12 protein-coding genes are annotated in these 14346 nt (G+C 55.0%); 3 read left to right on the top strand and 9 right to left on the bottom strand.

From position 1 onward, the window contains the following. The first annotated feature begins 7 nt into the window (after positions 1-7). The 3 genes from fpr (at position 8) to tpiA (ending at position 2287) form a co-directional block, all read left to right on the top strand. Entirely contained in the window at positions 8-754 is a 747-nt protein-coding gene (gene fpr, locus ACL2XQ_RS27015; RefSeq protein ID WP_410012710.1) for a ferredoxin--NADP(+) reductase, read from the top strand. Between the two features lie 46 nt (positions 755-800). Next, the gene (locus ACL2XQ_RS27010; RefSeq protein ID WP_410012711.1) at positions 801-1394 is read left to right on the top strand and encodes a DUF1454 family protein; all 594 of its coding nucleotides are present in this window, start codon (positions 801-803) and stop codon (positions 1392-1394) included. A gap of 125 nt (positions 1395-1519) precedes the next feature. Further along, positions 1520-2287 carry a triose-phosphate isomerase gene (tpiA, locus tag ACL2XQ_RS27005; protein WP_410012712.1) on the top strand — a complete coding sequence of 256 codons (768 nt, stop codon included), beginning with the start codon at positions 1520-1522 and terminating at the stop codon, positions 2285-2287. A 132-nt stretch (positions 2288-2419) separates the two neighbouring features. Here the strand turns inward: tpiA and rbsR are convergent, their stop codons facing one another. The 9 genes from rbsR to pfkA all read right to left on the bottom strand — a co-directional run bounded on the left by rbsR (position 2420) and on the right by pfkA (position 13845). Continuing rightward, on the bottom strand, positions 2420-3421 hold the full coding sequence (rbsR, locus tag ACL2XQ_RS27000) for a ribose operon transcriptional repressor RbsR (RefSeq protein ID WP_413721808.1): 1002 nt from the start codon (positions 3419-3421) through the stop codon (positions 2420-2422). An 8-nt stretch (positions 3422-3429) separates the two neighbouring features. Further along, complete coding sequence (rbsK, locus tag ACL2XQ_RS26995; protein WP_413721807.1) at positions 3430-4350, bottom strand: ribokinase; 921 nt, start codon at positions 4348-4350, stop codon at positions 3430-3432. Between the two features lie 77 nt (positions 4351-4427). Continuing rightward, on the bottom strand, positions 4428-5315 hold the full coding sequence (gene rbsB, locus ACL2XQ_RS26990) for a ribose ABC transporter substrate-binding protein RbsB (protein WP_413739899.1): 888 nt from the start codon (positions 5313-5315) through the stop codon (positions 4428-4430). Between the two features lie 23 nt (positions 5316-5338). Next, positions 5339-6307, bottom strand: a complete 969-nt coding sequence (rbsC, locus tag ACL2XQ_RS26985; protein WP_410012716.1) for a ribose ABC transporter permease — start codon at positions 6305-6307, stop codon at positions 5339-5341. Further along, a complete protein-coding gene (gene rbsA, locus ACL2XQ_RS26980) occupies positions 6307-7818 on the bottom strand; it encodes a ribose ABC transporter ATP-binding protein RbsA (protein WP_413729116.1) in 1512 nt (503 codons plus the stop codon). Before rbsA ends, rbsC begins: the two co-directional genes overlap by 1 nt. A 7-nt stretch (positions 7819-7825) precedes the next feature. Beyond that, complete coding sequence (gene rbsD / locus ACL2XQ_RS26975) at positions 7826-8245, bottom strand: D-ribose pyranase (RefSeq protein ID WP_413721806.1); 420 nt, start codon at positions 8243-8245, stop codon at positions 7826-7828. A gap of 197 nt (positions 8246-8442) precedes the next feature. Continuing rightward, positions 8443-11220 carry a hypothetical protein gene (locus ACL2XQ_RS26970; RefSeq protein WP_413739898.1) on the bottom strand — a complete coding sequence of 926 codons (2778 nt, stop codon included), beginning with the start codon at positions 11218-11220 and terminating at the stop codon, positions 8443-8445. A 334-nt stretch (positions 11221-11554) separates the two neighbouring features. Continuing rightward, complete coding sequence (locus tag ACL2XQ_RS26965; RefSeq protein ID WP_410012720.1) at positions 11555-12544, bottom strand: sulfate ABC transporter substrate-binding protein; 990 nt, start codon at positions 12542-12544, stop codon at positions 11555-11557. Between the two features lie 338 nt (positions 12545-12882). Then, positions 12883-13845: a 6-phosphofructokinase gene (gene pfkA, locus ACL2XQ_RS26960; protein ID WP_410012721.1), complete on the bottom strand. Its 963-nt coding sequence runs from the start codon at positions 13843-13845 to the stop codon at positions 12883-12885. Between the last annotated feature and the right edge of the window lie 501 nt (positions 13846-14346).

The raw sequence follows: 14346 nt of genomic DNA, 5'->3' as shown, positions 1-14346 counted from the left end.
GTGAGTTATGGCAGAATGGGTGACCGGGAAAATCATACATGTGGAACACTGGACGGAGAGCCTGTTTAGCTTAACCGTTAACGCTCCCGTCGATCCTTTTACCGCCGGACAGTTTGCCAAACTCGGCCTGGAGATCAACGGCGAGCGTGTCCAGCGCGCGTATTCCTACGTCAACGCGCCGCACAGCGATAACCTGGAATTCTACCTGGTGACGGTGCCGGAGGGTAAGCTTAGCCCGCCGCTCCACGCCTTGCAGCCCGGGGATTCGTTAATGATCACCAAAGAGGCCGCCGGCTTTTTTGTCCTTGATGAAATCCCGGAATGTGAAACGCTATGGATGCTGGCGACCGGCACGGCGCTGGGGCCCTTTCTGTCCATCCTGCAGCAGGGGGAGGGACTGGAGCGCTTTAAGGATATCGTGCTGGTACACGCCGCGCGTTTTGCCCGTGACCTCAGCTACCTGCCCCTGATGCTGGAACTGCAGCAGCGTTTTAACGGCAAGCTGCATGTGCAGACGGTGGTCAGCCGCGAGGAGGTTCCCGGCTCGCTGACCGGCCGCGTTCCCGCCCTGATAGCCGACGGGTCCCTGGAAGCCGCGGTTGGGCTGCCGTTAAATGCCCAAACCGGCCATGTGATGTTATGCGGTAATCCGCAAATGGTCAGGGACACCCAGCAGATATTAAAAGATACCCGCGAAATGCGTAAACATCTGCGGCGCAAGCCGGGCCATATTACCAGCGAGCACTACTGGTAAGCGCCATGCGAATTTACTGGTTAAGATCACTGGGAATCTACGCACTGTGAACAGCAAAATCCGCTTCGTTATCCCGGCCCTGTTGCTGGCATTGCTGTTCCCGGCGGCGATGGGCGCGGCGGCGGAAAACCCCGCCGACACGCCCGCCCCCGCGCCTTATTTGCTGGCCGGCGCCCCCACCTTTGATCTGACGGTGGTGACATTCCGCGAGCAGTTTAATGCGCACAATCCCGCGCTGCAGATAGGCGAGTTCCGGGCTATCGACAGCCGTGGCGACGGCATGAATCTCACGCGCGCCGCCAGTAAAATCAACGGCACCCTGTATGCGTCCACCGCCCTGGAAAAGGGCAGCGGCAAGATCAAGACCTTGCAACTGACCTATCTGGCGGTGGAAGGCGGCAGCGAAAAAGCGGCGCGCGCCGTGGCCGTGAGTTATATGGCCGCGCTGCTGCGGGAGTTCGAGCCGGCATTGACGGCGGCGCAAAGTAACGCCCGGGTGGCCGACCTGCTGGCCAAAGGGAAAGGCTCGCGCTTTTTCCAGCAGTCCTGGGGAGCCTTGCGTTATGTGGTGGCCGATAATGGTGATAAAGGTCTCACTTTTGCCATAGAGCCGGTTAAGCTCGCCTTATCCGAACCCTGAGCGGCCGCGGTTTCATGACAAAAAACAAAGCCACCGCGGCGCTTTCTCTCTATACTGGGGACAGGTAATGCTGTCCCCGGGACAGTCAATTTTTTTATTTCGCGTTCCCTATTGGAGATTTTAAAATGCGATATCCGTTAGTGATGGGTAACTGGAAGCTGAACGGCAGCAAGCGTTTGGTTAACGATCTGATCGCCGCGCTGCGCACGGAATTAAACGGCGTGACCGGCTGTGGCGTGGCTATTGCGCCGCCGGTCGTCTATCTGGAGCAGGCTAAGCGCCAGCTTGCCGGCAGCCAACTGGCGCTGGGCGCCCAAAACGTCGATACCAATCTCTCCGGCGCGTTTACCGGTGAAGTGTCCGCCGAGATGCTAAAGGATATTGGCGCCAAATATATCATCATCGGCCACTCCGAGCGCCGCACCTATCATAAAGAAAGCGACGAACTTATCGCCGAGAAATTCGCGGTTCTGAAAGAAGCGGGCCTGATCCCGGTATTGTGTATCGGCGAAAGCGAAGCCGAAAACGAAGCCGGTGAGACCGAAGCGGTCTGTGCCCGCCAGCTGGACGCGGTATTAAACGCCATGGGCGCCAAGGCCTTTGACAACGCGGTTATCGCCTACGAACCTATCTGGGCCATCGGTACCGGCAAATCGGCCACCCCGGCGCAGGCGCAGGCGGTTCATAAATTTATCCGCGGCCATATCGCCAAACACGACGCCGCGGTGGCTGAACAGGTTATTATTCAGTACGGCGGCTCGGTGAATGCCGGCAACGCGGCGGAACTGTTTACCCAGCCGGATATCGACGGCGCGCTGGTAGGCGGCGCCTCGCTGAAAGCCGACGCCTTTGCGGTGATCGTCAAAGCGGCGGCGCAGGCCAAACAGGCCTGAGATAACGCCACGGGCGGGTTCACGACGCGTTAACCGTCCCGCCCCCTCGTTATCGTCGCCCTGAACCGTAAACCGGGTCTCATCCCCCGTGTTTGCGGTTTTTTTTCGCCATGATTAAACCCACGGCACAACTCAGCGACGGCCGACCGACGCCCGCTCCACCAGCTCGGGGGTCAGCACCAGCACCTGGGGTTCGGTATCGGGATGTTCCAACCGGTAAAGCAGGGTGTCGATCGCCAATTGGCCAAGCGAGTCTTTCGGCTGGTTAATCGTGGTCAGCGGCGGGGTAAGGTATTTTGCCAGCTCGATATCATCATAACCGATGACCGCCATATCTCCCGGCACCGACAGCCCGGCCTGGTACAGCGCCTGGTAGACGCCCACCGCAACCGCATCGTTGCCGGTAAATACCGCATGGGGCGGCTCGCTGAGGGACAGCAGTTGTTGCATCGCGCTTACGCCGCCGCCAAATTCGAAATCGCTGAAAACCTCATAACCGGCCGGCACCGCCAGCCCGGCGCGCGCCATGGCGAGGCGATACCCCTGCAGGCGATGGCGGGCGGTGGTTTTATCCTGCGGGCCGGATATACAGGCGATTTTGCTGTAGCCGCGCGCAATCAGATAGTCGGTAGCCAGGCACCCGCCCAATAACGAGTTATCCTGGATAATATCCAGCGCGTCCTCAAACGGCGTCCAATCCATCATGACAATCGGCAGCGAGGGGTAGCGGCGCAGCGCCAGACGGGAAGGCCGGTTATTTTCGGTACACATGATAAGCAGCCCGTCGACGCGTTTTTGCAGCAGCGTCTCCATACTACGGCTCATGCGATCGGCATCCTCTTCGGTATTACACAGGATCAGGCTGTAGCCCCGCTCGTAGCAACTGCGTTCGACGCCGTGCACCACCTCCGCGTAAAACGGGTTATTACTGGAGGTAATCAGCATGCCGATAGTGCGCGTCTGGTTGATCTTTAAACTGCGGGCCAGGGCCGACGGCGCGTAGTTGAGCTGTTCCACCACCGCCATCACTTTAGCGCGCACCCGATCGCTGACAAACCGGTTGTTATTGATCACGTGCGATACGGTGGACGTGGAAACGCCCGCCAGACGGGCAACATCCTTCATGGTGGCCAAATAAGCTCCTAACCCTGCAGAAAAGCGTCGATTTCATCACGCCAGGGAATTGACGGCTGCGCCCCCGGACGGGTTACCGCCAACGCGGCGGCGGCATGGGCGAACCTGACGGCGTTATCCAGGTCCTGGTCTTCGAGCAGCGCGGTCATCAGCGCGCCGTTAAACGTATCGCCCGCCGCGATGGTATCCACCGCCTTGACCTTGAATCCGGGAACCCGCTTGCCATTGCCACGTTCGCTCAGCCACACACCGCGGCGGCCAAGGGTAATGATAACCGTAGCGATGCCCTTATCATGCAAAATCCGCGCGGCGCGGGCGGCGCTGGCGTCATCGGTGACGGCGACGCCGGTCAGTTGCTCCGCCTCGGTTTCATTGGGCGTAATAATGTCTACCAAGGCCAGCAATTCGTCCGGCAGCTGACGCGCCGGGGCCGGGTTTAATATCACCTGGGTCTGGTGATCGCGCGCCAGGCGGGCGGCGGCGATCACGGTATCAAGGGGGGATTCCAACTGCATCAGTAATGCCGCGGCATGGATGACCAACTGCTCATAGCGGGCCAGGTAGGCCGGCGTTACCGCGGCGTTAGCGCCGGGATGGATGCCGATGACATTTTCACCCTCCGCGTTGACAAAAATCAGCGCGACGCCGGTGCTGGCGCCAGGGCTGGGTTCCACGGGCAGAATATCAATGTTGTCCGCCTGCAGCTGCCGGCGAATCTGCGCGCCGATGGCATCCTCGCCCACGCAGGCGATAAAGGCGATATCGGCGCCGCTGCGGCCGGCGGCCACCGCCTGATTAGCGCCTTTGCCGCCGAACGCCACCTGATAGCTGCCGCCAATTACCGTTTCACCGGGACGGGGAAACTGTTGTAGATTAAGTATATGATCCGCGTTAATGCTGCCGAGAACCACCAGCTTTTTTATTGCCATAGCCTGTATCCTGGTTAGAAGCGTTATCGCCGGCGCGCGGCGATAACGCAAGGCGCTGCTGTCGAGGTTTTACGGGCTTATTTGGTGACCAGCTTCAGGGCAACCGGGATCACCGCATCCACTTTTTCGCCTTTCAGAACCCTGTCTGCGGTTTCCACGCCGATTATACCGATCTGGTCGGGCTGCTGCGCCACGGTGGCGGCAAGTTTACCACTTTGCACCGCTTTGATGCCGTCGGCGGTGCCGTCAAAACCCACCACCAGCACATCGGTTTTATTCACGGTTTGCAGGGCGCGCATGGCGCCCAGGGCCATTTCGTCGTTCTGCGCGAATACCGCCTGCACCGCCGGATGCGCGGTCAGCAGGTTCTGCATCACGTTAAGCCCTTTGGTGCGATCGAAATCGGCGGGCTGGCTGGCCAGCATAGTAAATTTATACTGATCGGCCGATTGTTTAAACCCTTCGCCGCGCTCACGCGCAACAGACGTGCCGGCGATACCTTCCAGCTGGATAACCTTGGCGTTCTGGCCCAGTTTTTCACCGATAAAATCACCGGCCATTTTGCCGCCGACCCGGTTGTCGGAGGCGATATGGCTGACGACGGCCCCTTTGCTGGCCTTACGATCGAGGGTGATCACCGGGATCTTGGCCTGGTTGGCAATAATGACCGCGTTGCCCACCGCGTCGGAATCGCTTGGGTTGATAAGCAAAAGCTTAACGCCGCGCACCGTCAGATCCTGCACATTGGCCAGTTCCTTGGCCGGATTGTTTTGCGAATCGAGCACCACCAGCTGATAACCCAATTTATCCGCTTCCTGCTGGGCGCCGTCTTTCATGGAAACGAAGAACGGATTATTCAGCGTGGACACCACCAGCGCGATGCTGTCTTTCGCCAGGGCATTGGCGCTGAGAGTGGCGCTTAACGCCACGGCGGACATCAAAAAAGCTAATTTTTTCATTTTCATCTTTATCATTCCTGCGGGAGAGGTTATTTACTGCTTTTGTTATCTACCAGCACCGCCAACAAAATCACCACGGCTTTAACAATCATCTGGTAGTAGGAGGAAACGCTCAATAAATTCAGTCCGTTATTAAGAAAGCCCAGGATCAGCGCGCCGACCAGCGTCCCCATGATGCGCCCTTTCCCGCCGGACAGGCTGGTACCGCCCAGCACCACCGCGGCGATGGCGTCCAGCTCATAGCCGGTACCCGCCGTGGGCTGCGCCGAGGACAGGCGCGCCACTTCGATAACGCCCGCCAACGCCGCGAGCAACCCGCACAGCGCGTAGACGATGACCTTGACCCGATCGACGCTAATGCCGGACAGCCGGGTGGCGGCTTCATTACCGCCCAGCGCATAGATATAACGGCCCAGGCGGGTGTGATGCAGCATGTACCAGGCGGCAAGAAACACCACGGCCATGATCCATACCGGCGTGGGCACGCCAAGGGGACGACCGATGCCAAACCAGCCAAACGCGTCGGCCGTATCGCTGAAACCGGTGTTTACCGGACTGCCGTTGGTATACACCATGGTGATACCGCGCAGCAGCAGCATCATGACCAGGGTGGCGATAAAGGCCTGTACCCTGCCCTTCGCCACAATCAGGCCGGTGATGGCGCCGATGGCCGCGCCCAGCGCCAGGGAGGCGCCCACCGCCACCATGACATTCATTTCCAGCCCCACCACCGAGGCGGCTACCGCGCCGGTCAGCGCCAGCAGGGACCCGACGGACAAGTCAATGCCTGCGGTGAGGATCACCAGCGTCATACCCACCGCCATGATGGCGTTGACCGAGGTCTGCTGGAGAATATTGAACAGATTGTTGAGGCTGAAAAAATTGGCGCTCATTGAAGAAACCACGGCGATCAGCACCAGCAGCGCAATCAACGATTTTTGCTCCAGCAGCCAGGCTTTGCTGATGCCGCGTTTAACGGGGATAGTCCGGGAATTCATTACTGATTCTCCTGCTGGGTACGATAAAGCTTGCCGACGGCCGCGGCCATCAGCACTTCCTGGGTGGCCTGTTCGATGGGGAATATGCCGCTTAAGCGGCCTTCATGCATCACCATGACGCGATCGCTCATGCCAAGGACCTCCGGCATCTCGGAGGACACCAGGATGATGGAGAGCCCTTCCTGTTTAAACTGGTTGATCAACTGGTAAATCTCTTTCTTGGCGCCCACGTCGACGCCCCGGGTCGGCTCATCCAGGATCAGCACCTTAGGGCGTGTCATCAGGCCGCGCGCAATGGCGACTTTTTGCTGGTTGCCACCGGACAGCAGGCCGATAGGCTGCTCCATCGACGGCGTTTTGATATTAAATAAACGGATAAAATCCCCGACAGCCACCCGCTCGTCGGCGTGTTTCAGCCAACCGGCCTGATGGCTAAAGTAGCGCAGGGCGGTTAAAGTCATGTTTTCCTTTACCGACATGCCCAGCACCAGTCCGTCGCGCTTGCGATCCTCGGAAATATAGACAATGCCGTTGGCAAGCCCGTCCTGGGGCGACCTGGCGACCACGGCACGTCCGTCGAGCGTCACGCTGCCGCCGGTGCGCCTGGCGGCGCCATAGAGGGTTTTCATCAGTTCGGTACGGCCGGCGCCCATCAGCCCGGCGCAGCCCAGGATTTCCCCCTGGCGTAGGGAGAAACTGACGTCATGCACCCCGGGGCCCGACAGGTGGCTGACCAGCAGGCGCTCCTCGCCCGGACGCTGTGTGACGCGCGGATACTGTTCCTCCAGGCGGCGGCCCACCATCATTTCAATCAGCCTGTCTTCCTGCAGCTCGTTTACCGGCCGTTCGGCAATAAACTGCCCGTCGCGCATCACCGTGACATCGTCGCAGATCTCGAAAATTTCCTTTAGCCGATGGGAGATATAGACAATGCCGCACCCCTGCTGCTTCAGTTCGTTTATCACACTGAACAGCGATGCCGTTTCCGTATCGGTTAACGCATCGGTGGGCTCGTCCATGATGATCACCTGCGACTTAAAGCTGATTACCTTGGCGATTTCCACCATCTGCTGATCGCCAATCGATAATTCCCCCACCAACCGGTGGCTGCTATAGCCCAGGTTCAGGCGGCCCAGGAGTCGGTCCGCTTCGCGATACATCCGCTTCCAGTCGATGCCGCCGATACGGTTAAGGAATTCGCGCCCCAGGAAGATATTTTCGGCGATCGTCAGTTCAGGGATCAGGTTAAGTTCCTGATGGATGATACCGATACCGGCCTCCTGCGACGCCTTGGGGCCGCTGAAGGCAACTTCCTTTCCCATAAATATGAGCGTACCGGCATCCTTGCTGTAAATCCCGGTCAACACCTTCATCATGGTGGATTTACCGGCGCCGTTCTCCCCCACCAGCGCCATCACGCGGCCGGGATACACGGTCAGCGCCGCGCCGGAAAGCGCTTTGACGCCCGGAAACGACTTGTCTATCCCGCTCAGTTGCAGTAAGGGTTGCATAAATGCCTCAGAAGGTGACGCCGGAGCAGAGGATAACGTTGGCGAAGGGCGAGCACTCCCCGCTGCGAATAACGGCCCGGCTATGGGCGGTCTGCGCTTTGAATGCCTGATGGCTGATATAGTCGATGACGATGGTATTGCCCTGCGCTTGCTCCAGCTGGGACAGCCCGGCCAGCAACGCCTGGTGCAGCGCGGGATTATGGGCGGCCATTTCGCTGGCGATTATCGCCCTTTCCACCTGCATCTCACTGGCCACGACGTCGAACACCTGTAAAAAACCCGGCACGCCCTGGGTCAACGCCAGATCGATCCTGGCGGCTGTCGCGGGTATGGGCAACCCGGCATCGGCAATGACGATTTCATCGGTATGCCCCAAGCGGGAAATCAACGCGGAAACCTCGGCGTTGAGCAGTAATCCTTTTTTCATTGGCAGATCCTCCCAGCGAAACGTTTCGCTGGGCTGAAAATAATCACAAACGGGCCAAGCCACAAGCGGGAAACATCAAAAATGTGATCGCCATCGAAACGTTTCGCTGGACCAGGCGGCACGGCGGCGGCTGGCGTGACCACCGGCGCGTTGTTCATTATCGCCGGATAAAGAGCGGCCGCATCCTTGCCATGGCCTCAGGGCGCCATCTTTTGTTTGATCTCATAAATCACATCGTCCCATCTTTCTTCGCCACGCATGTTTAGACTGTGTTTATAGTCGTTGCCGCTGCGAAAAAAATCTTTCTTAATATCAATGATATCAATGGGGAAAAACATTTCACTTTCTGCATCCCACAACATATTCGCCCCATGGAGATCAGCGTGTATCATATTGACATTATTTAGTTTTTCCAGCATATCGACAAAGCGTTCAACTGCATCGTGCGGCAGGGAGCCCTCGGGAAGTGAATCTAACGTTATGCCGGGAATTTTGTACATTCTGTTATAAAAATTACCATCATTATCAGCAAATACCTTTGCCGATTCCGGGCCATAATATAAACGAAAGCTTTCAGCCTCCTTTTCCGCCAACATTTCAATATCTATATCGGCGTCGCCATCCGGATGTGGGCGCATCATCTTGATATACCAATTGGGATCCTGGCCATCCTGGAAAACGATACCGTAATCACCTTCACCAATCTGCGTACCGAGCAGGAGTTCAAGGTTAACGGATTCGTCATCGGGATCAAACACAGGCACTTTCCGCCCTTGCGCCGGCGCCACATTGACGGCGCTTTCATCAATTTTAAACCGTTTTGCCCAGGGAGGAATTTCACTAAACTGTTCAATATGTAAGGCAAACGAATATTCGTTAAACAGTCCCTCCTGGGGGAAATGGTATTGAGACAGCAGTGTTTTGGCCTGTTCAAGGTCGAACCCATCCAGGTCCTTGAGAATATCCACAGCATGCTTACGCGGCCTGAGTCCCCCCCGGCCGCTCATGCCAATCTTAAGGAGATCGTTAATCCTTTCCCTAAAATTTTCGACATGAAATTTATTTTTCTTGAAGCGAAGGTTGATTTTTCGATGATTATTCATCAGAAAAAACTTGTATGCGGTTTGCGGATATCTTTTCACTTTAAAATATTTATTTTTAATTTTCAGATATGAATTATTATTTATATCCCAGCGCAGGCCAAGCTTATCAGGCGTGGACAAATCGAACGCGTTGACGCTCTCCCCGACAATATCCTTGGCAATGGCGCGTCGCAGCGTTTTGGCGACATGGATTGACGTCGGCGCTTCAAACAACCAGCGGCGACCGTCAAACTCGACGGGATGGCCGCGCCGGCCAGGCATAGCCCGATTAAAAATTTCATATTTAAGGCCTCTTTTGGGCACTACCGCCGCGCGCACAGGCACTAATTCTCCCTTCAGCTCAACCACCCTCATTATGACATTATCACCCATAGCCATTGTGTCTTTTGACCTGACTTCAATAATTTTACCGGCACCATAGTGTTTGGGATTAAGGTTATCAACCTGAATATATTCATAGGCGCCGTCAAACCTCACCTTGAACGACTTAATTCTTTTCTCTTGTCTAAACGTGAAGGCAGGTTTGTTATTGTGTGTGCCAAGATGCCAAGAATGGCTGATTTTTTCATGATATACCGGAATCCGGGATTCCGTTCCGTCATGGTTCCGCAATTTCACTTCGTGCGTTCTTTTCCCCGCGCTATACTTAAGTTCATAATTCTCGCCATATAATTTAATAAATTTCTTACCGTTTTGTACTGTATAATCAACTCCCTGCCCTTCAGGCACATCTCCGTCGATATGGATCTTATCATTTATCGCGTCATAAAAAACTTTCCGGCCAGTTTTAGCGTTATTACCCTGCTGCCCAGTTGGAATAATGTATTCACCCGCTTCTGTTTGCCGAACACGCTGGATGGCGCCATCCAGGTCAACGGCAAGATGTTTGACAGTATTGATACCGGTCGGATATTTTTCGTGAACAAATACCCCGTCTGGATCAAAGGCATTTGCCTTTTGCAATTCCCGTGGTTTGTGATGTAACAGTGGATTTGAAAAAGCCCTGCGGTCGGTAATGCCAACCTCGGTATTGAACAGTAGATTGGCCATTTCCTCAGCCGAAAATTCGTTCCTGACGCAGTTGCTGTCACCATTGATGGAATGGCCTGATACAGACAAGGCTTTTGCCGAAGTATATTTTATAATCGGGTACGCGCCAATAGTGTAAATCCCGAAAATGATGTCATGACCAAGATTGACAACTTCAAACAGTATGGCCCCTATTTCAGAAAGTTCACCATTACCCCAGATCCACTCCTTAAGTTTTTCGGCGAAACCACGAACGGGATTCCTGATATATTCGCCGGTGACAAGCAGACTATCCCCCAATACTTTCCCTTGGTTGGTTTTGGTCCTGATATGGCAATTCTTTTCAATATAATCCCGGTAATCCTGTTCTTGCAGACCGACTGAGATATCTAAAGATATTCGCTTCTGTCTAAAAGACTTATCCTTTTTTGACGAAATATACATAAACGCAATCGCGTCTTGACCGATGCCATGCTCCGCATAGCCTTGTCCCGCGCTTAACATGTTAAACAGTAGCCGTTGTGGTGCCTTGCCCTTCATTTCATGGATGCTGTTTGCGGGTGGTGGCGCCGCCGGGCCTGCGGGCGCGGCCTGGCGAAAAAGCAACGGGGAAACGGCGCGCCCGGATGGCCGCACGGCTGCCGGCGCCAGGCTCACTGATATATTGGTGGCCAGCGTGAGCGCCTGAAGCATGAGATGCGCCCTGGCGCCCACGACCCCATCGCCTGGCGACGCGGCCATGCCGTTCAATTTTTGCTGGATTTTTTTATTACTGACATAATCGTGAGTCTGGCTGTGGTAGCGTCCGATATGTTCCCTGTGCTGAATAGCGGATGATGGCATAATGTGAATCCCTTCCCTCCCTCTATCATGATGTTATTCAAGTCGCAATGACCTTTGCCAAGGCAAAAAACCCTTAATCATGACAAGCCGGGTGTTCATTAATTGAGAATTTGGTGCTGTTATCCATATGTTGCATAAAAAATTAGCGGGAGATAATTAAAATATGGAATACAGTGGGTTAACGATAGATTAACGAAGCGGCCAGCCCTTGTGCCGGCGGCAGACCGCGCTGCGGGATATTTTAAACGGCTGTCATACAAATCATAAAAATGCCGTACGGTGTCGCCGCACGGCATTTTTTTAAGATAAAACTTCGTATTGAGTTAATTTATAATTAACGCTGGCTGATTTGATCGTAACTGCCACCGGTGGAGAAATGGACTTTTTGCACTTTCTGCCAGTCGCCGAAGTCATCCTTAAGGGTAAATAATTTAATCTGCGGAAACTCCTTGGCGAACTCTTTGGCGATTGCCGGATCGCGCGGGCGATAATAATTCTTGGCGGCGATACGTTGACCTTCGGTTGAATAAAGATACTTCAGATATTCGGTCGCGATGTCACGCGTGCCCCGCTTGTCGACCACCTTGTCAACCACCGATACGGTAGGCTCAGCCAGGATGGATTCACTTGGCGCCACGATATCGAATTTATCTTTGCCGACTTCATTGACGGCCAGCAGCGCTTCGTTTTCCCAGGCGATCAGCACATCACCGATGCCGCGTTCCACAAACGTATTGGTAGAGGCACGCGCGCCGGAATCCTGTACTTCGACGTTTTTAAACAGGGCTTTGACAAAGTCCTGGGCCTTCGCCTGATCGTTATTATTATGATGCAGGGCGTAACCCCAGGCAGCCAGGTAATTCCAGCGCGCTCCGCCGGAGGTTTTCGGGTTTGGCGTAATGACCGAAATACCCGGTTTAATCAGATCCGGCCAGTCATGGATCTGTTTAGGATTACCTTTACGCACCAGGAAGACAATGGTGGAGGTGTAGGGGGCGGAGTTATCGGGCAGGCGGGTTATCCAGTTTTTATCGATGCTGCCGCGCTCGGCAATCGCATCCACATCGTATGCCAGCGCCAGGGTTACGACATCCGCGTCGAGTCCGTTGATAACCGAAGTGGCCTGTTTGCCGGAGCCGCCGTGCGACTGGCGCACCGTCACCTTATCTCCGGTCTTGTCCTGCCAATACTTACTGAAAGCCACGTTATAATCCTGGTATAACTCACGCGTCGGGTCATAGGATACGTTTAATAATTGAACATCCTTTGCCAGTGCGCTTCCAGATAACAGCATCAACAACAGCCCTGCTTGCCATTTCGACATCGTTCCACTCCCCAAGAGAATTTTTTGTCATGTGAATAGTGCTTAACCAGAGAGTGTCAGAAATCGCTGCGTGTTTTAAAGAATAAAAACGTAATTTATATAATCAAAAGAGATAACCAGTGAATGTGCCGCAACGGCACGGCAAAGGAACGGCGGCGTAACGGGCGTGCTCTGGGATTGGCGTCTACGAGAGGTTGGGCGGAGTAAAGGCGGGTGAGGCAAGAAAGGCCGGGTATTATTCTAGGGGGGCCGGGAAACGCCGCAATGGCGTTCTCATCCGTGAGAACCAAGGCCTTGTCCTTTGGCGGCGCCGTGGCCATCGGCTTGCGGCGCGGATATCAATACAGTTTTTTAGCGCATTCCAGCAAATCGCTTTTAAATGGTCGCTTCATATTTTCTATGGCATCGACGATGTCATGGTGAACCAGTTTTTCGTTTTGCACCCCGACGCAACGCCCGCCGTAGCCTTGCAGCAGCAGCTCAATCGAAAACGCGCCCATGCGCGAGGCGAGGATGCGATCGTAGGCCACGGGGCTGCCGCCGCGCTGGATATGCCCTAAAACCGTGGCGCGGGTCTCGCGGCCGGTCTCTTTTTCGATATATTGCGCCAGCTCGGCAACATTACAGATATGTTCGGTAATGGCGACGATGGCGTGTTTTTTACCTTTGGCGATCCCGGCTTTGATTTCATACACCAGATCGTCTGGTTTGAATTCCACTTCCGGCAGCACGATGAATTCACAGCCGCCGGCGATAGCCGCGGACATAGTCAGGTCGCCGCAATAGCGCCCCATAACTTCGACGATGGAGATGCGCTGGTGCGAGGAGGACGTATCGCGCAGCCTGTCTATCGCCTCGACCACCGTTTCAAGCGCGGTGAAATAGCCGATGGTATAATCGGTGCCGGCGACGTCGTTATCGATGGTGCCGGGCAGGCCAATACAGGGGAAACCCATTTCGGTAAGGCGTTTCGCCCCCATATAGGAACCGTCGCCGCCGATGACCACCAGGGCGTCAAGGTCGCGCTTTTTCATATTTTCTATGGCTATCGCGCGGGTACCCTCTTCCCGGAATTCTGGAAAGCGGGCGGAGCCGAGGAAGGTGCCGCCACGGTTAATCATATCCGACACGCTATAACGGTCCAGCTTCTTCATCCGATCCTGAAACAAGCCGAGGTAGCCGTCATAGACGCCGTACACTTCCAATCCCTCGGACAGGCCGGCGCGCACCACGCCCCGGATCGCTGCATTCATGCCTGGTGAATCACCGCCGCTTGTCAGTACACCGATTTTCTTAATCATGACTACCTCTGAACTTTAAATATAATTGTAGAATACACTATGCCGGCTGAATATCGGGTCCCATTTGCACTAAGGCCCTTGGCTTATGGTAAAAATAGTATCTCAAATCCGATTTGCTGAATTGATTCAGGTCAGGCAACATCCGACTATCTGCTGGTTTTAAGCCATATGATAATGCATTGCATTTCCGCTTGCCCGCGCTTTTTTTCGCCACAAAAAGGATATGGGGTGCCGATAAACGCAGCCGCGTAATACCATAATGCCGCCGCCGGATGAATGCAGCATTGCAGTTGATAACAGATGTTACCGTCTTGCTGTAGGCCTCCGATGCCATATGGCCGACGCCCGGTTTTTCCGAGCGGGTCGCATCCAGGATCTTCAGGCAAAAAAAACCCCACCTTTCGGTGGGGAAGACAGGGATGGTGTCTATGGCAAGGAAAAATGGGAATGCACTATTTACTTACTTACGCGTTACGGTACTCATCACAACTTTTCACATCT

This window comes from Sodalis sp. RH14 (genome assembly GCF_047324285.1).
Classification (GTDB): domain Bacteria; phylum Pseudomonadota; class Gammaproteobacteria; order Enterobacterales; family Enterobacteriaceae; genus Acerihabitans.
The sequence above is the reverse complement of the archived record's forward strand: the minus strand, read 5'-3'. Positions and strand labels throughout refer to the sequence as shown.

Coding starts and splice junctions, on each gene's coding strand:
- rbsD (WP_413721806.1), bottom strand. CDS start 8,245: ATGAAAAAAGGATTACTGCTCAACGCCGAGGTTTCCGCGTTGATTTCC.
- tpiA (WP_410012712.1), top strand. CDS start 1,520: ATGCGATATCCGTTAGTGATGGGTAACTGGAAGCTGAACGGCAGCAAG.
- rbsA (WP_413729116.1), bottom strand. CDS start 7,818: ATGCAACCCTTACTGCAACTGAGCGGGATAGACAAGTCGTTTCCGGGC.
- rbsK (WP_413721807.1), bottom strand. CDS start 4,350: ATGGCAATAAAAAAGCTGGTGGTTCTCGGCAGCATTAACGCGGATCAT.
- ACL2XQ_RS26965 (WP_410012720.1), bottom strand. CDS start 12,544: ATGTCGAAATGGCAAGCAGGGCTGTTGTTGATGCTGTTATCTGGAAGC.
- fpr (WP_410012710.1), top strand. CDS start 8: ATGGCAGAATGGGTGACCGGGAAAATCATACATGTGGAACACTGGACG.
- rbsC (WP_410012716.1), bottom strand. CDS start 6,307: ATGAATTCCCGGACTATCCCCGTTAAACGCGGCATCAGCAAAGCCTGG.
- rbsB (WP_413739899.1), bottom strand. CDS start 5,315: ATGAAAATGAAAAAATTAGCTTTTTTGATGTCCGCCGTGGCGTTAAGC.
- ACL2XQ_RS26970 (WP_413739898.1), bottom strand. CDS start 11,220: ATGCCATCATCCGCTATTCAGCACAGGGAACATATCGGACGCTACCAC.
- pfkA (WP_410012721.1), bottom strand. CDS start 13,845: ATGATTAAGAAAATCGGTGTACTGACAAGCGGCGGTGATTCACCAGGC.